At 40.3% G+C, this 19,410-nt stretch carries 17 protein-coding genes and 2 tRNA genes; 11 read left to right on the forward strand and 8 right to left on the reverse strand.

What is annotated here, in order from left to right; translation table 11 throughout:
• Window position 1: 1 nt before the first annotated feature.
• Entirely contained in the window at window positions 2-889 is an 888-nt protein-coding gene (locus ACQ7EO_RS01350; RefSeq protein ID WP_004725376.1) for an SDR family NAD(P)-dependent oxidoreductase, read from the reverse strand.
• 358 nt (window positions 890-1,247) lie between these two features.
• On the reverse strand, window positions 1,248-1,601 hold the full coding sequence (locus tag ACQ7EO_RS01355) for an SEL1-like repeat protein (RefSeq protein ID WP_004816626.1): 354 nt from the start codon (window positions 1,599-1,601) through the stop codon (window positions 1,248-1,250).
• A 267-nt stretch (window positions 1,602-1,868) separates the two neighbouring features.
• On the opposite strand from ACQ7EO_RS01355, the gene ACQ7EO_RS01360 reads away from it, so the two are divergent.
• Genes ACQ7EO_RS01360 through ACQ7EO_RS01375 form a run of 4 tightly spaced genes read left to right on the forward strand, consistent with a single transcriptional unit; the run spans window position 1,869 to window position 8,255 of the window.
• Window positions 1,869-2,345 carry a hypothetical protein gene (locus ACQ7EO_RS01360; protein WP_004816629.1) on the forward strand — a complete coding sequence of 159 codons (477 nt, stop codon included), beginning with the start codon at window positions 1,869-1,871 and terminating at the stop codon, window positions 2,343-2,345.
• Between the two features lie 58 nt (window positions 2,346-2,403).
• Window positions 2,404-3,768, forward strand: coding sequence for a TolC family protein (locus tag ACQ7EO_RS01365; RefSeq protein WP_244014298.1), 1,365 nt, complete (start codon window positions 2,404-2,406; stop codon window positions 3,766-3,768).
• Between the two features lies 1 nt (window position 3,769).
• Entirely contained in the window at window positions 3,770-5,074 is a 1,305-nt protein-coding gene (locus tag ACQ7EO_RS01370; RefSeq protein WP_434278738.1) for an efflux RND transporter periplasmic adaptor subunit, read from the forward strand.
• Window positions 5,064-8,255, forward strand: coding sequence for an efflux RND transporter permease subunit (locus ACQ7EO_RS01375; protein WP_303576611.1), 3,192 nt, complete (start codon window positions 5,064-5,066; stop codon window positions 8,253-8,255). Before ACQ7EO_RS01370 ends, ACQ7EO_RS01375 begins: the two co-directional genes overlap by 11 nt.
• A 72-nt stretch (window positions 8,256-8,327) precedes the next feature.
• Here ACQ7EO_RS01375 and ACQ7EO_RS01380 read toward each other — a convergent pair whose 3' ends face one another.
• Window positions 8,328-9,128, reverse strand: coding sequence for a DUF4198 domain-containing protein (locus ACQ7EO_RS01380; RefSeq protein WP_434278739.1), 801 nt, complete (start codon window positions 9,126-9,128; stop codon window positions 8,328-8,330).
• A gap of 152 nt (window positions 9,129-9,280) precedes the next feature.
• On the opposite strand from ACQ7EO_RS01380, the gene ACQ7EO_RS01385 reads away from it, so the two are divergent.
• Window positions 9,281-10,249 carry a cation diffusion facilitator family transporter gene (locus ACQ7EO_RS01385; protein WP_239044754.1) on the forward strand — a complete coding sequence of 323 codons (969 nt, stop codon included), beginning with the start codon at window positions 9,281-9,283 and terminating at the stop codon, window positions 10,247-10,249.
• A 40-nt stretch (window positions 10,250-10,289) separates the two neighbouring features.
• Here ACQ7EO_RS01385 and ACQ7EO_RS01390 read toward each other — a convergent pair whose 3' ends face one another.
• The 5 genes from ACQ7EO_RS01390 to ACQ7EO_RS01410 form a co-directional block, all read right to left on the reverse strand.
• Window positions 10,290-10,631, reverse strand: a complete 342-nt coding sequence (locus ACQ7EO_RS01390; RefSeq protein WP_004725393.1) for a hypothetical protein — start codon at window positions 10,629-10,631, stop codon at window positions 10,290-10,292.
• Between the two features lie 152 nt (window positions 10,632-10,783).
• Window positions 10,784-10,859 (reverse strand) — tRNA-Glu (locus ACQ7EO_RS01395).
• 26 nt (window positions 10,860-10,885) lie between these two features.
• Window positions 10,886-10,961, reverse strand: a tRNA-Ala gene (locus ACQ7EO_RS01400).
• A 58-nt stretch (window positions 10,962-11,019) separates the two neighbouring features.
• Window positions 11,020-12,528 carry a glutamate--tRNA ligase gene (gene gltX, locus ACQ7EO_RS01405; RefSeq protein WP_209827843.1) on the reverse strand — a complete coding sequence of 503 codons (1,509 nt, stop codon included), beginning with the start codon at window positions 12,526-12,528 and terminating at the stop codon, window positions 11,020-11,022.
• Between the two features lie 138 nt (window positions 12,529-12,666).
• Window positions 12,667-12,978, reverse strand: a complete 312-nt coding sequence (locus ACQ7EO_RS01410) for a hypothetical protein (RefSeq protein ID WP_004725398.1) — start codon at window positions 12,976-12,978, stop codon at window positions 12,667-12,669.
• A gap of 363 nt (window positions 12,979-13,341) precedes the next feature.
• Here ACQ7EO_RS01410 and ACQ7EO_RS01415 point away from each other — a divergent pair, with 363 nt between their 5' ends.
• From ACQ7EO_RS01415 to ftsI, 6 genes are all read left to right on the forward strand, one after another.
• Window positions 13,342-14,334: a sulfate ABC transporter substrate-binding protein gene (locus ACQ7EO_RS01415; protein ID WP_004816641.1), complete on the forward strand. Its 993-nt coding sequence runs from the start codon at window positions 13,342-13,344 to the stop codon at window positions 14,332-14,334.
• Window positions 14,335-14,581: 247 nt separating this feature from the next.
• Entirely contained in the window at window positions 14,582-15,598 is a 1,017-nt protein-coding gene (locus ACQ7EO_RS01420) for a sulfate ABC transporter substrate-binding protein (RefSeq protein ID WP_004816643.1), read from the forward strand.
• Between the two features lie 101 nt (window positions 15,599-15,699).
• Complete coding sequence (locus ACQ7EO_RS01425; protein WP_303576615.1) at window positions 15,700-16,134, forward strand: GNAT family N-acetyltransferase; 435 nt, start codon at window positions 15,700-15,702, stop codon at window positions 16,132-16,134.
• Window positions 16,135-16,307: 173 nt separating this feature from the next.
• Window positions 16,308-17,234, forward strand: coding sequence for a 16S rRNA (cytosine(1402)-N(4))-methyltransferase RsmH (gene rsmH, locus ACQ7EO_RS01430; protein ID WP_270383312.1), 927 nt, complete (start codon window positions 16,308-16,310; stop codon window positions 17,232-17,234).
• Window positions 17,231-17,563, forward strand: coding sequence for a cell division protein FtsL (ftsL, locus tag ACQ7EO_RS01435; RefSeq protein WP_004725407.1), 333 nt, complete (start codon window positions 17,231-17,233; stop codon window positions 17,561-17,563). Before rsmH ends, ftsL begins: the two co-directional genes overlap by 4 nt.
• 9 nt (window positions 17,564-17,572) lie before the next feature.
• Window positions 17,573-19,408: a penicillin-binding protein PBP3 gene (gene ftsI, locus ACQ7EO_RS01440; RefSeq protein WP_004816649.1), complete on the forward strand. Its 1,836-nt coding sequence runs from the start codon at window positions 17,573-17,575 to the stop codon at window positions 19,406-19,408.
• Window positions 19,409-19,410: the final 2 nt, after the last annotated feature.

The following is a 19,410-nucleotide window of genomic DNA, read 5'->3' on the forward strand; positions in this document are numbered from 1 at the left end:
ATTACCAATGCTCACCTGGGAACAAACGTGCATACGCTCTTTGTACCAGATTTAATTTTTGTGGCTCACCCACAGACGCAGTCGAACTTGGGAACAAATTAAAGCCAATTGACATTAATTTGTTATTGATTCCAGGTGCAATCGAATACGTAATAGAAGCTAAACGGCCTAAGTTTGTCGCAACTTTCTTCGGACGTTTCACAATCGCATAAGCCACTAAATCTGCTGCTTGTTCAGGTGAAAGTGTTGGCACATATTTATAAATTTTAGTCGGTGCAATCATCGGCGTGCGGACTAAAGGCATATAAACTGAAGTAATTGCAATTTTATGTGAATGCACTTCCGCAGATAAACAACGGCTAAATGCATCCAATGCTGCTTTTGATGCAACATAAGCAGAGAAGCGAGTTGCGTTTGCCAACACACCAATTGAACTGATATTGATAATTTGACCGTCTTTACGAACCATCATTTGCGGTAAAATATTCAAGACTAAACGAACTGCACCAAAGTAATTCAGCTGCATCGTACGTTCAAAATCATGGAAACGGTCAACAGATTCATGTACCGCGCGGCGAATCGAGCGACCTGCGTTATTGATCAAAATATCAATATGATCAACAGAGGCAATGATTTGTTTAGACACTTCATCAATAGCATCCATATCATTTAGGTCGCAAGGGAAAATATCAGCCTGCCCACCTTCAGCCTGAATTTCAGCTTGAACTTCTTTCAATGTTTCTTCAGTACGAGACACTAAAAGTACATGTGCACCTGCTGCTGCGAGCTTTTTTGCAACCGTTAAACCGATACCACTAGATGCACCTGTGATTAGTGCAATTTTACCTTGAACCTTTTTTTGAAAAAGTTGCTCTAATTTTTGATTCATAGCTATTTTCCTGATTCTACTGGCATAAATATATGCTGTATTTTTTTGTTTCGGGTGATTGGGTCTTTGTTTAAAAGATGATCACTTTTGTTGGAAGGCAATAATATACAAAAAAAATAAAAATACTAGTATTAAGTGACTGAATTTATAAAATATTTTTAGAGTAAATACTCTATTATATTTTTACTTATTTCGTGATTTTTACCATATAAAAATGAGTATTAAAAGCAAAAAATCAATCTTACTGTATAAAACATAACCAAATAAATTCACTTGAAAATTTGAATATATTTTTAAGTAAACAGAGTTGATTTCAACTCTGTTTATAGATGGATATATGTAATATTTTTATCATGATTTATGAAAAAGCAAGCTCATCATATGCTTTTTTTAATTGTTCTTTGGCGTGGGTATGACCTTGATGTGCAGCTTGTTCAAGCCACTTTTCTGCATGACTATAACTTCGGTCTAACCCAAGTTGTCCATTTAAGTAGCTGAGTCCCATTTTATACTGAGCTTCTTGATCTCCACGCAAAGCAGCTCTTAAATAGCACCACATAGCATTACGATTTGCGATTTCATCTAAACTTAGATTTTGATCTTCAAAATGATGTGCTTGCGCTTTTTCGAGAGCAGCTTCGGAAGCATTCTGTTCAAATGCTCGACGAGATGTTGAATCTCCTAAAAAACGGTTAAAAATATGTACCAACATATACAACCTCCTTGCTAATCCATTAACAAAGTAAAAGAGACTGCTAATCACAAAAAAATGATTAGATATAATTAATCTAGCTGATTTTTTACACTTTGCAAATAGTTAAATGTAATTTGTCAATTGCGATTTTTACACATTTGTTAAAAAATACATTATTTAACAAACCAACAATTTTTATTTAAATGATTAAATCACGCACTGTAATTTTATTACATTGAGAAAATTTGCTATATTTAGGTTGTTTTTTGATTTCGGATAGAATCTGTGAAACGCTCAAGTGTTTTCATCACAGTCTTGCTTAGTTTGTTTATGTTCCAGAGTCTTTGGAATGTAGCGGCAGCTTTTTGTGATCATGAAAGCACTACACTTCCATCGCAAAGTCTGATGAGTCAGCATTTTGGACACCATAATGCACCTGATTGTACTCAGGATCAGCAGCAGCATCCGCAGCTATTGGATGTGTATGGGATAGATAAACCGATTTCAGATCAGTCCGCATTCAAACAATTATCAGCACATCAACATGATGTGCGTTCCAGTGATTTCCTCAATCATATAAATGATGATCATCGTGACCATTTGCCTTCCTTTGCGCATTTTATTGTGGTTGATGATCAGCAACAAACAGCGCAGCCTAAGTTTATAGGCTACCCTGAATCTCGCTTTATTGGCTGGAATAATTTGTACCAGTCACCTGATCTATATTTGCCTAATCCTCCGCCTCTCTCATCCCCGCTATAAGGTGGGGTAGCCAAAAAGATTGCCCACCGCTAATGGTTTAATTTAGTGGGGCATTTTTATGTCAAAAGAAATACGTAATTTAGTACAAAAGCCTGTATTTGGTTTTAGGCCGTCTTTGCTCGGTGCATTGATGTTGAGTGTGATGTCATCTCTTAGTTGGGCAGACAACACATCTCAAGCATTAACCTTACAACAGGCAATTGCAAAAACTGAGCAATATCAGCAAACGCAAAATGTCTGGCAAACGCAGCAGCAAATTGCAACAGCGAACATTAAACAAGCAAAACTGTGGACAAATCCAGAGTTATCCGTATCGCAAACGGGTTTTGGTTCCAATCAAGATCAAGAGCTTTCAATTGGTGTTTCTCAACGATTGGATATTTTTGGTGAACGTAAGTCAGCACAGCGGTTGGCACAACTTTCAAAAGATCAAAGTGACTTAAATCAGCGAATTTATCAGGCTCAACTTGAATTGGCTGTGAAATACCAATGGTCACAGCTGGCGATTTTTGAGTTAGAACGCAACGTGGTCCAAGAGCAGCTCAAGGTCAGTGAAGAAAATCTGAATGCGATTCAGAAGCGCTATCAAGCGGGGAGTGTGGCTCAGGTTGATGTAGATCGTGCCAGACTGAGTCATGCAGAAAATGCTCGCTTATATCGTCAAGCCGATTTGCAGGTGCAAGTTGCCAAGCAGCAATTGTCCAATCTTTGGGGAGATGCTGATAAATCGATTCGTATCGGTTTAAATCCTCAATCTTTATGGCCGTCTTCGACACACCAACAGGTACAAGAATATCTCGCAGACAATCTTTTTGAAAAATCACGTCAGTTACAGGTGTTGCAAGCAAAAGCGACAGTGGCGCAACTCAAAGCTTCGGCACGGCCTAATCCAACTGTGAATTTAGGCGTGAATCGTACTCGATCACCTGAAACCTCGACTGACAATGCTTTAGTTGTGGGGGTTTCTATCCCATTGAATATTTTCAACCGCCAGCAATATGGTGTGCAAATTGCGCAAGCAAAGCAGGATTTACTCAGCAGACAACAGGAATTTTATCTCCGCCAAAATGCTTTGCAGGTGGGAACCTTGTTGACTGAATTGCAAGGACTGGAAGTACAGTTTAAAGCAGTCGATGAGTCTCAGATTCCGCTTGCAGCTCAGGTTCAACGTAAAACTTTGCAGGGGTTTACTGTCGGTAAATTTGCCGTTAACGATGTGCAACTCGCAACGTTACAGCTGCAAGAAGTGCGTTTGAGAAAAGTGCAATTATTGAAAGATGGCTGGCAACGTGCCATTGAAGCGGAAAGTCTGAGTCTCGGTATTGAACCAAGTCAAATCATGGCAAAAGACGCTTTAGCACAGATCAATCAGAGTTTATGGCAGGACACACAAGCTTTACCAATCGTGGGTGGGGGAAAATAATATGCTGAATCAATTTAAATCTTTTAAACTTCAGAAAGGCAAAATTTCTCAACGCCTACTGATCATCATTACTATTGTGATGACTGCTCTTATTGCTATGGGTTTGTTCTTTTCATCTAAAAAAGCAAGTAGCAAAGATGCTGGTGAAAATGAAGCAGGGCATGCTGAAGAAGGGCATTCACATGAAGAAAATGCTAAGGGAACCACCAAAGACGGTGCGGAAGAAGCGAAGCACAGTGAAGAAGAGGGTGGCGAGAAAGAGAATGCTGAAGCCATTAGCTTGACCGCGCAACAGATCACTGAACAAGGAATCAAACTTGCTAAAGTAGAGATGGGGACCGTTATAAAATCGGCTTCTTATCCTGCAAAAGTCATGGTCAATACCGATCGTCAAGCACATGTATCACCTGCATTTAGTGGGCAGGTGGTTGCCGTCAATGTTGAGTTGGGACAGCGTGTGCAAAAAGGGCAGGCATTGGCGACCTTGGTGGTGCCTGATTTGGTTGATCAGCAGGCAAATTTACAGGTTGCACAAACAAGCTTAGAACTGGCACGTCAGGATTATGAACGAGAGCGCCAGTTATGGTCACAAGGTATTTCTGCCAAGCAGGATTATCAACGGGCTTACAATGCTTACAAGCAAGCACAGATTCAGGTACAAGCCACCAGATCCCGTTTATCTGCTTTTGGTGCCTCATCAAGCAGTAATGGTCGCTATGTTCTCACAGCACCAATTGCAGGCATTATCAGTAAAAAAGACTTGGTCATGGGTGAAAATGTACAGCTGGCCAGCCAGTTATTTATCATCGATCAACTGGATCAGCTATGGCTTGAATTTATTGTACCAAGTTCTGAGTTTTCAGCGATTGCACCCAATCAGCAGGTTGAATTTAAGTCACTGCAAACGGGGAATACCTTTAAAGCACAGATTCAAAGTTTAAATAGTGAAGCTGATGTGCAGACTGGACGTTTACAAGTGCGTGCCAAAGTATTGTCGAATGCAGCTGAATTGCGCCCGAATTTGATGGTCAATGTTCAGTTACAACAGCAAGGCACTGCTCAAGCATTACGTGTACTCAAAAGTGCCATACAGAAAGTTGAAGGAAAGGATATTGTTTTCGTTTCCAGTGAGCATGACAAGAAAATCGAGTTTACTGCACAGCCTGTTGTACTGGGTCAGGTATCCGGTGATGGTCAGTGGGTTGAAGTGAAGTCTGGTCTGACTCAAGGTCAGCAATATGCAGCTCAGGGTAGCTTTTTGCTGAAATCTGAATTGGAAAAAGGAGAGGCGAGCCATGGGCATTAATGATTCTTCTGATTCTAAGTTAGATCTCGATGCGGATTCAGCATTACCTCAACCTGAAGGATTATTTGATCGACTGATTCAATTTTCGATTAAAAATGCCATTTGGGTCATGCTGTTTATTGTGGCATGGATTGGCGTAGGGATTTACGGTTATCAAAAATTACCGATTGATGCTGTACCCGATATTACCAATACCCAAGTGCAAGTGAATACCCAAGCGGCTGGTTTTACCGCATTAGAAGTTGAACAAAGGATTACCTATCCCATCGAAACTGCGATGGCAGGTTTACCTAAGCTAGAGTTGACCCGTTCTATTTCCCGTTATGGTTTATCGCAAGTGACCATTATTTTTAAAGACGGGACGGATATTTATTGGGCACGACAACAGATTAATCAACGCTTACAAGAAGCCCAAACCGAGCTGCCAGATGATATTGCACCGACAATGTCTCCTGTATCGACAGGGTTGGGTGAGATTTATCAATGGGTGATCAAGGCTGAACCGAATGCGAAAAAACCTGATGGTACGCCCTATACCGCGATGGATTTACGTGAAATTCAGGACTGGATTGTACGACCACAGCTACAACGGGTTCCCGGTGTTGCAGAGGTCAACTCGATTGGTGGCTTTAATAAAACCTATGTGGTCACACCTGATTTAAATCGTTTGCAACAATTACAAATCCCTGTCAGTGATCTACAAAACGCTTTAACTGGAAATAATGAAAACCGTGGTGCTGGTTTTATTGAAACCAATGGGCAGCAATTGACAGTACGTGTTCCAGGAACCTTAAACAATATTGAAGATATTCAAAATGTAAGTATTGGCAATAAAAATGGTTTTCCGATTAGAGTTGCAGATGTAGCGACTGTTTCAATTGGACATGATCTACGTACAGGTGGTGCAACTTACAATGGCGAGGAAACTGTACTCGGTATCGCCATGATGATGATGGGGGAAAATAGCCGTACTGTGGCGAAATCAGTAGATGCAAAAATCAAGGAAGTCCAGCAATCTTTACCGAAAGGTATTGTGATCCAAACCGTATATGACCGGACAGCTTTGGTCGAACGTGCGATTAGTACAGTACAGAAGAACCTTGTAGAAGGGGCAATTCTAGTTATTGTTATTCTGTTCCTATTTCTTGGTAATTTCCGTGCAGCGTTAATTACTGCATGTGTGATTCCGTTATCGATGCTGTTTACTTTGGCGGGTATGGCTGAGCAGAAAATTAGTGCCAATCTGATGAGTTTAGGCGCACTGGATTTCGGGATCATTGTGGATGGTGCGGTTGTTATTGTTGAAAACTGTATTCGGCGACTGGCAGAGGCACAGCATGCAAAAGGCAGATTACTCTCACGAGCAGAACGGTTTAAAGAAGTTTTTCTTGCGGCTAAACAGGCACGTCGCCCTTTAATCTTTGGTCAATTAATTATTCTGGTGGTGTACTTACCTATTTTCGCCCTGTCTGGTGTTGAAGCGAAGCTCTTTCACCCAATGGCTATGACGGTGGTATTGGCACTGGTGGGCGCAATTATTCTTTCAGTTACTTTTGTCCCTGCTGCAGTGGCCTTATTTGTTAATGGTGAAGTTAAAGAAACAGAAAGTCGCTGGATGCTGTGGTTAAAGCAAAAATATGAAAAACTACTCAATTTAGCCTATAACTTTAGAATGTTAGTCGTCACCCTTGCGGTGAGTATTCTGTTTTTAACGGGCGTGCTTGCCACACAAATTGGCAGTGAGTTTGCACCGACCTTGAGTGAGGGCGATTTTGCAGTGCAACAAATGCGTTCGCCAAGTACTGGCCTAGAGCAGTCTTTACGTATGCAGGAGAATACTGAAAAGTTATTACTCAAAGCGTTTCCAGAAATCAAAGCCATATTTGCCCGTACAGGGACGGCAGAAGTGGCAACAGATGTCATGCCACCTAATATTTCCGATGCTGTGGTGCTGTTAAAGCCACGTGATGAATGGAAGAATCCAAAGCAAACAATTGATGAGCTACGTCAACGTATGATTGCATTTCTTGGTACATTACCCGGAAATAATAGTGAGTTTTCTCAACCGATTGAGCTGCGTTTCAACGAATTAATTTCTGGTGTGCGAAGTGATGTGGGGATCAAGATTTTTGGCGATGATATGGAGGTGTTGAATCAGCAAGCCACTAAGATTGCACAACAAATCAAAGGGATTACTGGCGCAACTGCCGTCAATGTGGAACAGACTTCCGGCCTACCACTTTTAAATGTTGAAGTGAACAAAGCCGCAGCAGCGCAATATGGTCTGTCGGTGAGAGCGATTCAAGACTTGGTGGCAACCAGTGTCGGCGGGCAGAATGTTGGGCAAATTTTACAAGGTGACCGCCGTTTCGATTTTGTGATTCGTCTGGATGATGCTCAACGTACACCTGAGCATCTGGCCGTTTTACCTATTCAAACACCAAATGGTGGTCTAATCCAACTTCAGGATGTGGCTAAAGTTGAAAATATCCTCGGTATTAATCAGGTCAGTCGTGAAAATGGTAAACGTCGTGTCGTTGTGACCGCCAATGTCGAAGGGCGCGATTTGGGCTCATTTGTCACCGAATTACAATCGACTTTGGCGAAGCAGGAAATGCCTGCGGGTTATTGGTTGAGTTATGGCGGACAGTTTGAAAACCTAACCTCTGCGAAGGCACGTATGCAGCTGGTCGTTCCGCTGGCGCTGATAACTATTTTTGTGCTGTTGATGGCCGTTTTCCATAACTTTAAGGAAAGTTTGCTGGTATTTACTGGTGTTCCATTTGCACTGTGTGGTGGTTTGATTGCACTGTGGCTTCGCGGTATACCATTGTCGATGTCTGCAGGTGTGGGCTTTATCGCGCTCTCAGGTGTGGCGGTATTAAATGGTTTGGTAATGTTGACCTTTATTAAGGAATTACGTCAACAACTCGATGTTTATCAGGCCACATGGCAAGGCGCAATTTTACGTTTAAGACCCGTATTGATGACAGCTTGTGTGGCATCGTTAGGTTTTGTGCCGATGGCGTTGGCTACAGGGACAGGTGCGGAAGTTCAGCGTCCACTGGCAACCGTGGTGATTGGCGGCATCATGTCATCCACCTTACTGACTTTGGTGATTTTACCAGTGATTTATCGTTGGATGAATGAACGTAAAGTTAAAGCACAAACGGATGGTTGATCGTTAATTTAAAAATAACCTCACCGTTCTTAGCCAAGAAGGGTGAGGCATTGAAACTGTATAGACAGTTTATTATTGACTGACAGGCAATACACCTAAACTAATGATGGTGTAATTTTGATTTACAGGTTGAGTGGTTTTGTTAAATGCTTCACTGACTTCAAGTAAATATTGCCCTGAATAAGGAAAAGTGACTGTTGCTGAACCATCTTGAGCAACCGGAACTTTTTGTGCTTGTTTATCGGTTTGCCCTTGAGCACGGATGAGCAGTTCGGCATTTTTGAGTGCTTGTCCTGATTTTTTAATCAAGATTTGCACAGGTTGCTGCGCAGTAATACTGTTGGGATGGGTTTTAAATTCGACTTGTATTGCAGCATCAGTGTTGTTTTGAATAGGTGACGTTTTTTCTTTAGAAATATAACTTTGGATTGACCATTCTCGGTTAATGGTGATCGGTACAGGCGGTTTCTTAAAGTCAGCAGGAATGACATATTCGCGCTCAGCGATCTTACCTGCTTTCTCAGCAGGGACATCAAAAAGCATTTTCCATTCTTTATTATGTTGGACATATTTGAGTGGGAAAGACGCTTTACTGAACAGGTGATAGGTGCCTGCTTGTGGTAAGGCTAAGTCAAACACCGTAGTCGATTTTAAAGTGCTTGCAGCTTCAACTTGTAACTTGCTTTGATCTGGTTGAATCACATTGAGCGCGGTTTGTTTCATGGCATGTTCTGCATTCAGTGCTTCTTCAGCATAGGATGCAATCACTGGGATTTGTGTATTTGTGGTGTTATAGCCCAGAGGTGCAACATAGGGTTCATGTGCATAACTATAAGAGCAAAGAAGTACAGAAAGGTAGAGGTATTTTTTCATTGTCGATATTCCATTAACAGGGGTATTTTAACTGTGGAAAATATAGTCGCCATTATATAGAAGAAACCTTATTATTGATAATAATAATTATTATCAATAATAAATAGAAAAAATATTCAATATTTTGATAAAACAAAATCAGAGGTATCAACATGAGCGAGCAACAAGGGCATGACCATAGTCATGCTGTCGTCACAGAAGGAAATGTAAAAAAACTAACCTTTGCATTGGCATTAACCAGTACCTTTCTAATTGTTGAAGTGATTGCGGGTTTCATGACGCAAAGCTTGGCTTTATTGTCCGATGCCGCACATATGTTTACTGATGCTGCAGCATTGGCAATTGCATTGGTTGCCATCAAAATTGGTAAATTACCCGCAGATGATAAACGGACCTTTGGCTATCAGCGTTTTGAAATTTTAGCAGCGTTGTTTAATGCCATGATGTTGTTTGTGGTTGCAATTTATATTCTCTATGAGGCGTATCAGCGCTTTAGCCAACCTCCTGAAATTCAGAGTGTCGGTATGATGGTTGTGGCGGTTATTGGGTTGGTGATTAACCTTATTTCAATGAAGATTTTATTCTCCAGTTCAAAGGAAAGTCTCAATATAAAAGGTGCTTATCTGGAAGTATTGAGTGATGCACTTGGTTCAGTGGGTGTGGTTATTGGGGGCGCAATTATTTATTTCACTGGCTGGATGTGGGTGGATACGATTATTGCTGTACTCATCGGCTTTTGGGTTTTACCACGAACATGGGTTTTGCTAAAACAAAGTATCAATATCTTACTGGAAGGTGTGCCTGAGGAAATTGATATTGAAAAATTACGTAATGATCTTTTATCGGTTGAAGGTGTGGAAAGTATTCATCAACTTAAGGTCTGGGCCATTACATCTAAAAATGTCCATCTGACAGTGCATTTATTTGCACCAGCAGCGGATCGGAATCAATTGTACCAACAGGTCATGGAAATGCTCAGTCATCAACATGGGATTACTGAGATGACGTTACAAATTGAAGATAATGCGTGTATGGTGCATTCACATGAATCAGATGGGCATGATCACAGTAATGCTGATGATGGCACACATACAGATGAAGCAAAAAACCATTCACATTAAGGTGAATGGTTTGATTTGAACATCAGGCAAAGCTGAAGAATTAGATTTGCCACTCATGATTACAGTCACGGCACTTCCAGCTTTTATTGGCTTGCATAAATGACTGCATTGAGATTTTAAAATCAGGCAGATCACGCCAAAACATTACCCCTGCAATCACAGCTGCAATGAAGACCACGACGGTTGCAATTTGCAATGTTTGACCTGCGCCGTTGCTGAAAATCCACATCACAATACTAATGACAACCAATAACAACAAAATAAACAGTAATGGAATCAAAAATACCAAGCTTTTTGGAACAACAGGACGTACAGCAGGTGTATTCCCATGGGTAACGGGCAAGATTTTTCGACTTTGGCACTTTGGACATTGGTATTGCATGGTGGCTCCACATTTATAATCTAAGCATATTCTAATCGTTCTATTTTAGAATGCAAAAAAGACTGAATAGCAGCTTAAAAGCAAAATTTAGGCAATAAAAAACCCAAGTCACTATGCTTGGGTTTTTTACAAAGATGTCGCCATCTTGAATATGGCGTCCCTACGGGGATTCGAACCCCGGTTACCGCCGTGAAAGGGCGATGTCCTAGGCCTCTAGACGATAGGGACAAGTGAGGCAACACAGGTAAAACATTTGGTGGAGTCAAGGAGGATCGAACTCCTGACCTCTACAATGCCATTGTAGCGCTCTACCAACTGAGCTATAACCCCCAGTCTGTGTGAGCGCAATATTAGGGATATTGCACTCACACGTCAACAGAAAATTTAATTAAGCTTCATCAACTGCATCATTTTTCGGCAATTTGATGCTTTCGTTCAGTTTTTCCCAAACTTTTGCTTCTTTTTTGCTCGGACCACCCACAATTTCAAGTGCATGACGTAAACGGGCAAAGGTTAAATCAGGGCCAATGGTGACCATCGATTGCATCACAGGGGTCGATGATGTTGAACCAGCAATTGCGATAAAGAATGCTGGCATGAAATCACGGAGTTTGATTTCCATTTGATTCGCCAAATCCATCAAGGTTTGGCTTACAGTATCGTTGTTCCAAGTAAACAAGCTTTCTAAACGCCAAATTGCAAATTGCAAGCTTTGACGAACTTGCTCTTCAGTCAACTTTTTGCTGACAAATTGCTCTTTGGTCAATGTTGGGAATTGATTGAAGTAAAAACCAGCCCAATTTACCGCTTCAGACAGTAAGTTAATACGTGGTTGAATGGCCGCAGCAATATCTTCTAGGGTTTGGCGATCAGATTTCCAAGCCAAAAGTGTATTTAACAGTTCAGCAGGGCTGAGGGCTTTAATCCATTGTCCATTGAGCCAGTTTAGTTTTTCAACATCAAAAATTGGACCACCCAAAGACACACGCTGGATATCAAAATGTTCAATCATTTCAGCCAAAGAGAATTTTTCTCTTTCATCTGGCATTGACCAACCCATACGGCCTAAATAGTTCAGTAAGGCTTCAGGTAATACACCGATGTCTTTGTAGTAGTTGATTGAGGTTGGATTTTTACGTTTAGACAATTTTGACTTGTCTGGGTTACGTAACAATGGCATATGGCACAATGTTGGCATGTCCCAACCAAAATATTGGTAGAGCAACTGGTGTTTTGGTGCAGATGGAATCCATTCTTCACCACGAATCACATGGGTGATTTCCATTAAATGGTCATCGACTACATTGGCTAAATGATAAGTTGGCAAACCATCTGTTTTGAGTAGGATTTGCATGTCGACTTGTGCCCAAGGGATCTCCACTTCGCCACGAAGTAAGTCATTGAATTGGCAAACGCCTTCTTCAGGGACTTTCATACGGATCACATGAGCTTCACCCGCAGCCAAACGCTGTTGTACCTCTTCTGGGGAAAGTTTTAAGCCACGACCGTCATAACCAGGGGTTTCACCACGGGCTTGTTGTTCAGCACGCATTTGATCAAGCTCTTCCGCCGTTGCGAAACAGTAAAAGGCATGACCCTTTTCAACAAGTTCTAAAGCATATTGTTTATAGATTCCCATTCGCTCAGATTGGCGATAAGGAGCATGAGGTCCGCCGATATCAGGCCCTTCTGACCAATTTAAACCTAACCATCGTAGTGAATCTAAAATCATTTTTTCAGATTCAGGGGTTGAACGGAGTTGGTCGGTATCTTCAATACGAAGAATGAATTCGCCACCATGTTGTTGTGCAAAGCATAAATTAAACAAGGCGATATAGGCAGTGCCTACATGCGGAAAACCAGTTGGAGAGGGTGCAATACGAGTACGGACTTTCATAACTAAATATTATTCAGAATGTAAATTGAAACTATTATAACGAAAAAGCCCAACTGCTTAAGGGTTAATTCACCAATAAACGATTGGGCTTCTAAATTCTTTTGAGGAGCGTAGAATTTATTTTTCTAAATCAAATTTTTACAAAGTATGCGGTTGGAATAAAGCTTGTACAAAACAAGAAAATTTCTGATGTTGTTCAGCTAAAAAGTTTTGTGAGGCTGTGGTTTTAATCGACGTTAAAACTTTAAGCTGATCTTTATCTGAGATCAGTTTATTCTCGCCACGCTTTTGTTGATTGAGCGCTTTTTCAATCGGTGATTGTTTATCTACCACAACAATTAACGATTGTATTGGCTTGGTCGTATCTTTAATTGCAGCAGTATGGCCTGTCTGTGCCATCACTGCGAGTCCTAGACTTAAGCCCAAGATCTTTAAATAAGAATCATTCATTCCATCGGCTCCCCTTGATGGTCAAATTTTTGTTCTTGAACATGGTTATTGTAGCAAAACAACTTACAAAAAGCATAACTACGTCACATTTTTTAATAATACTACACAAAAAATGTTTAAAAAACAATCATTGAAACGAAATGTAATATTTTAATTGATAACACATAAATGTGGATGAATCGTGAAGAATTCAAGTTTAGGTTAAATTGTGTAAAAAATATACCAAATAATTTACATGAGTAATACACATTTTTAGATATCTTAAATTATGAATAAGATAGTTTAAATATTTATAAGTGATTGATTGTTAAATTGAAATAATAAAAATATAGTGCTTCTAAATCATTAAAAACCGAGAAAGAAATGAAAAAACTACTGCTTTTAAGTGCGATCAGTTTAATCGTCACGGGGAATGCTTATGCAGCGAAAGAATTTTTAAATGTATCTTACGATCCTACCCGTGAATTTTATCAGGAATATAACAAGAGTTTTGGTCAATTTTGGAAATCAAAAACAGGCCAAGATATTGAATTTAAGCAGTCTCATGGCGGTTCTGGTAAGCAAGCACGTTCAGTGGTAGATGGTTTACAAGCAGATGTGGTGACACTGGCTTTGGCCAATGATATTGATGAAATTGTCAATGCGGGTTTGATTGAAAAAGGCTGGCAAAAAGAATTTCCAAATAATTCTGCACCCTACACATCTACCGTTGTTTTTTTAGTGCGTAAGGGCAATCCCAAAGCAATTAAAGATTGGAATGATCTGGTGAAACCTGGGGTTGAAATTATCACACCAAACCCTAAAACAGGCGGTGCACCGCGCTGGATTTATTTATCAGCGTGGGGCTATGCATTAAAACAACCGGGTGGCAATGATGCAAAAGCGCGTGAATTAGTCAAACAAATATATAAAAATGTCAAAGTGTTAGATTCAGGCGCACGTGGCTCGCTCACAACATTTGCGGATCGCGGTATTGGCGATGTTTTGTTGTCTTGGGAAAATGAAGCAATTTTGGCGACGTCTGGTCCAGATAAAGACAAATATCAAATTATTTATCCATCCATTTCAATCCTAGCTGAGCCTTCAGTCGCAATCGTCGATAAAGTGGTTGATAAAGATGGTAATCGTAATTTAGCAAAAGGCTATTTAAATTATCTTTATTCACCAGTTGGGCAGGACTTGGCAGCAAAATATAATTTCCGTCCGCGTAATGCCAAAGCTGCAGCCAAATATTCGGCAAAATTTCCAAAAATTAAACTCTTTACCATAGATCAAGTTTTTGGCGGCTGGGCAAAAGCGCAAAAAACCCATTTTGCCAATGGAGGGATTTACGATCAATTTACGGCTGAAAAGTAATTTGAATCAAATACAAACAAGTCCTCTTTGATCAAAGGGGGCTTTTTTTAGCTTTATGCATTTGTGATAAAGAAATAAATAAAACAGACAAAATATAAACCACAGCGATCTTGAGCGCTTTCATCAATTAAAACCATAGGTTGATTTTTAATCTGTGCTAAGTTTGCGGGTATTTCGCTTTTTGATTGAAGTTTATTCGCTTATTTCATATATTTAGAATAATTTTAGCGATGTTAGCACTCATAATATGAAAACTAATTTTAAAGCACTGATGAGTGCTGTGGTTATTGCGACGGGATTAACTGTTGCAACGACAGCAAGTTATGCTGCTGACCGTGAATTTTTAAATGTGTCTTATGATGCAACGCGTGAGTTTTATGATGAGTTTAATAAATCATTTGGCGCTTACTGGAAATCTCGTACAGGTAAGACTGTTGATTTTAAACAATCGCATGGTGGTTCGGGAAAACAAGCGCGTGCCGTGGTTGATGGCTTAAAAGGTGATGTGGTGACCTTGGCTTTGGCCAATGATATCAACGAAATTGTGAAATCAGGCCAAATTAACCCAGGTTGGGAAAAAGAATTTCCAAATAACTCAGCACCGTATACGTCTACCGTTGTGTTTTTAGTACGTAAAGGTAATCCTAAAGGCATCAAGGATTGGACAGATTTGACCAAACCTGGTGTACAAATCATTACCCCTAACCCTAAAACAGGCGGTTTACCACGCTGGATCTATCTCTCAGCTTGGGGCTATGCACTTAAACAACCAGGTGGTAATGATGCTAAAGCACGTGAGTTTGTTTCTAAAATGTACCATAACGTAAAAGTTATGGATCCAGCTGCGCGTGCATCGATGACCACATTTGCTGAACGTGGGATTGGTGATGTTTTACTGACTTGGGAAAATGAAGCCATGGTGAGTAAGAAAGCATCTGGCAATAAGTTTGATATAGTCTATCCATCGATGTCAATTTTGACTGAACCGTCAGTGGCAATTGTTGATAAAACAGTAGAGAAGAATGGCAATAAATGGTTAGCAACGGGTTATATTAACTATTTGTATTCTCCAATAGGTCAAGATATGGCAGCGCGTCATTTCTATCGCCCGCGCAATGCAAAAATCTTAGCTAAATATTCCAACCAATTCCCTGAACTGAAAACGTTTACCATTGATGAAGTCTTTGGTGGTTGGGCAAAAGCACAGCAAACTCACTTTGCCAATGGCGGTGTTTTCGATCAGATTTATAATAGCAAGCGCTAAGCATCCACTATTTTGATTGAATCAACCTCCTTTTTAGGAGGTTTTTTCATTCTGTTATGAATCAGTTAGACTAATATTAAAGTAAACAAAAAATTGAGACGATGGATATTACGCTAAGACTTGCCACTGAAGATGATATTGAGGTTATTTTTGAAATACGAACATCAGTCAAAGAAAACCATTTGTCAAAACAACAACTGACTGAACTGGGTATCACTGAGTCAGTAATATTGGATTTAATTCAAAATACTTCGACTGTCTGGCTTGCTGAGCTGCAGCATCAAGTGTGTGGTTTTTCGATCGCAGATTTAACTGAGGGCAGCGTATTTGCCATGTTTGTCCACCCTGATTTTGAAGCCAAAGGTGTCGGAACTGCGCTTTTGAAAAAAGCAGAAGATTTATTATTTGAATCTTTTCAAGAAATTTGCTTGGAAACCGATCAAAAAAGTCGTGCTTTTGAATTTTATCTCCGACAAGGTTGGCGTGTTTCAGCGTATTTTGACAATGGTGATGTAAAAATGCTCAAGACACGATAACGCTTTGTCGCAGGATGGATGCGCTATTTTTTGTACTGAACTTTTATAAAAAGCACTTTAAAACGGTTTTCTCTATAAAAAGTAATATTTCCCTACAAAAAGTCGTTTGGAGCTTTGGCAAAACAAGGTAATAATGTGCAGTTACTTTTTTTGCTTAAACTGAAATCATAATTATGTCTCATATTTCTGTATTACTACATGAAACTGTCGATGCTTTACTTGCAGATCGCAATACAGGAATTTACGTGGATGGGACATTTGGACGTGGTGGACACACCCGTTTATTGTTGTCTAAATTAGATGAGCATTCAAAAGTTTATGCTTTTGATAAAGACCCACAAGCGTTAGAAGTGGCATATCAGTTAGAAAAAGAAGATCCTCGTTTTAAAATTATTCATGCCAGTTTTGCAGATTTACAACAAGAATTAAATCAATTAGATATTTATCAAGTCGATGGGATTATGGCAGATTTAGGGGTGTCATCACCACAGCTAGATCAAGCAGACCGTGGTTTTAGTTTTATGAAAGATGGACCACTTGATATGCGTATGGATAATTCTCAAGGACAAACAGCCGCAGATTGGCTAGTGGATGTAGACGAAGAACATTTGGCCAATGTAATTTTTCAATATGGTGAGGAACGTTATAGTCGTCGTATTGCACGTGCGATTAAGCAAGCAGGTTATATTGAAACCACTGGAAAATTAGCGGAAATTGTGAAAGTTGCGCATCCTAAGTGGGAAAAGAATAAACATGCTGCGACACGGACATTCCAAGCTATTCGTATTGAAATTAATAAAGAACTCGATGACGTACATACCTTTTTACCTCAAGCCGTAGATTTGTTAAAATCAAATGCACGTTTGGCCGTCATTAGTTTCCATTCACTTGAAGACCGAATTATTAAACAATTTATTCAAAAAGAATCAACGTTGCCAGAAGATGATGGCTGGGGATTACCGCAAAAAGTACAAGATACTCGTCGACTGAAAAAAGTTGACAGAGTCCGTGCCAGTGAGGAAGAAGTCAAAGCCAATCCTCGCTCACGTAGTGCTTGGCTTCGAGTTGCAGAACGCTTAGAACAAAAAGGCGCAGAATGAAACAAGAAATTATAGAAGAATCAAGTCATAAGCTGGCAATAAAAAAAGCGATTGTTTATGGCGTATTGGTTGTTGCAGTGTTGATCAGTGCCTTTATGGTGGTGTTGCAAGTCTTTGCTTATCGTCATGATTTTCGTGATTTAAATAGTTATATGCGTGAACGTGAAGATATCAATGCAGAATGGGGACGTTTGCTCATTGAACAACAAACATTTGGTGCAACTGCGCAAATAGGAACACGTGCCGTAACACAATTGAGAATGTATTCACCGCCAGCTGCGCAAACAGTTGTCATTTCATTACCAACTGAATCAGAGCAGAAGAAGTAAGGCATCTGTATGGCAGATAAGCAAACTAAACCGACTCGGCAGCCACGTAAAAAGCAGCCTTCCATTACCCAGAAAAGTACTGTATCGATAGATATGTGGCGCTTCTATTTAATGTGGGGCGTGGTGCTTTTATGTTTTGTCGGCTTGGTCGGACGTGCATTTTATGTGCAAGTGATTAATAAAGACTTTTTACAAAATAAAGCCAATGCCAACATTCTACGTTCTGAAACATTAAAAGCCATGCGTGGTGTGATTAGTGATCGTCATGGCGTGCCTTTGGCAATCAGTTCTCCAATCATGAAAGTGGTGATTGATCCACGTGAATATTTTGAGACTAAAAAACAGTTTGATACCATCACGGCTGAATTACAGAAGACACCCAACAGTCGTAAACTTAAACGCCAATTGCCTGATGAAAATTTAAATTTAGATGAATTGGCAGATGCGGTCGGTCTTGATCGTGCAGACTTAAAAAAACGTTTAAATGAACGTCCACGTTCTCGTTATTTGGTACTTAAAAAAGAAGTTCCGCCACCACAAGCAGATTTTATTACCCAGCATAAATTTGCTGGCGTTTATGCCGAGAAAACCTATAAACGTTATTATCCTCAGCCACAGCCCAATGCGCAAATTATTGGTCTCACCAATAGTGAAGGGACGGGGATTGAAGGTTTAGAGATGCAGTTAAACTCACGTCTGGCTGGTGAAGATGGTGAGCAAAAGATTTCTCGTGATAAACATGGTAACCGTATTACCACCCCTGAAGTTGTAAAAGAAGTGAAAGCAGGGGAGAATATCACCTTAAGTATTGACTCACGTTTGCAATATATTATGTATCGTGAGTTGACTGCGGTGGGTGTTGCCAATAATGCACGTTCTGCTTCTGCAATTGCTGTGGATGTAAAAACGGGCGAAATTCTGGCTATGGCGAGTTGGCCTTCTTATAATCCCAACGATAAAAATGGCTTAAGTAATAAAGATGCCATGCGTAACCGTGGTGCAATTGACATGTTTGAACCTGGTTCAACCATGAAACCTTTTACCATTGCAGCGGGTTTGGAAAGTGGCAAATATACCCCAAACTCGGTGATTAGTACCAGCCCAGGTTCGATGCGTTTAGGTTCCCATACCATTCGTGATACGCATAACTATGGTTCGTTGACCGTTACTGGTGTGATCATTAAATCCTCGAACGTCGGTTCGGCAAAAATTGCTTTGTCTTTACCAAAAGAAACCTTGCCAAGTTTCTTTAGAAAGGTCGGTTTTGGTCAGCGTTCGGCGGTTAAATTCCCGGGTGAGAGTGGAGGTTTAGTGCTTCCACCTGAAAAGTTAAATTCTTCACAAATTGGTACAATGGCTTATGGCTATGGTCTAAATGCTACGATTTTACAGTTGGCGCAAGGCTATGCAATGTTGGCCAATCATGGTGTGGAATATCCTTTAAGTCTCTATAAATTAAATGATCAGCCCAAAGGCAAACAGGTTTTAGCGCCTAAAATTGCTGATGAAGTTTTGTTGATGTTAGAGCAAGTTACGATGCCTGGTGGTACTGCAAAACAAGCCAATATTCCCGGTTATCGCGTGGGTGGTAAAACAGGTACAGCACACAAGTTGCGCCCTGACCATAGAGGTTATTCGAATACTGAATACCGTGCTTTATTTGCCGGTGTGGCGCCGATTAGTGATCCTCGTTTGGCGGTTATTGTTGTAGTCGAAAATCCGCGTGGACAATACTATGGTGGTTTGGTTGCCGCTCCAGTGTTTGCTCGAATTATGCAAGAATCTTTACGTTTAATGAATGTGCCTTTAGATAAACCTCTTGAAACGGCTAAGGCCAAGCCATAGGT

Source organism: Acinetobacter sp. CE-15 (assembly GCF_051059255.1).
Taxonomy (GTDB): domain Bacteria; phylum Pseudomonadota; class Gammaproteobacteria; order Pseudomonadales; family Moraxellaceae; genus Acinetobacter; species Acinetobacter guillouiae.